Raw genomic sequence first — 609 nt, forward strand, 5'->3', positions numbered from 1 at the left:
AACCCTGGGACTCCTCGGTGTGTCAGGCAGATCGCATTGAGATTGCTTGGGGTCGCTACGCAACCCAGCGGGAGCAAGCTCCCTCGCCACAGGTTGAGTAGCGTCAGCGCTGATTGGGTTGACCCCACTGCCTGGTTTCTGGGGTTGAGAACAGCCCCTGAGCTGAACACGTTCCCGTGGCGAGGGGATTCATCCCCGCTGGACTGCGCAGCAGTCCCAAACCCTGACGCCTCGGTGTGTCAGGCAGATCGCATTGAGATTGCTTGGGGTCGCTGCGCAACCCAGCGGGAGCAAGCTCCCTCGCCACAGGTTGAGTACCGTCAGCGCTGGTCGTGTTGACCCCACTACCTGGTTTCTGGGGTTGAGAACAGCTCCTGAGCTGAACACATTCCCGTGGCGAGGGAGCTTGCTCCCGCTGGACGGCGCAGCAGTCCCAAACCCTGGCGCCTCGGTGTGTCAGGCAGATCGCATTGAGATTGCTTGGGGTCGCTGCGCAACCCAGCGGGAGCAAGCTCCCTCGCCACAGGTTGAGTACCGTCAGCGCTGATCGTGTTGACCTCACTGCCTGGTTTCTGGGGTTGAGAGCAGCCCCTGAGCTGAACGTATTCC

Source organism: Pseudomonas brassicacearum subsp. neoaurantiaca (assembly GCF_013608025.1).
GTDB lineage: Bacteria > Pseudomonadota > Gammaproteobacteria > Pseudomonadales > Pseudomonadaceae > Aquipseudomonas.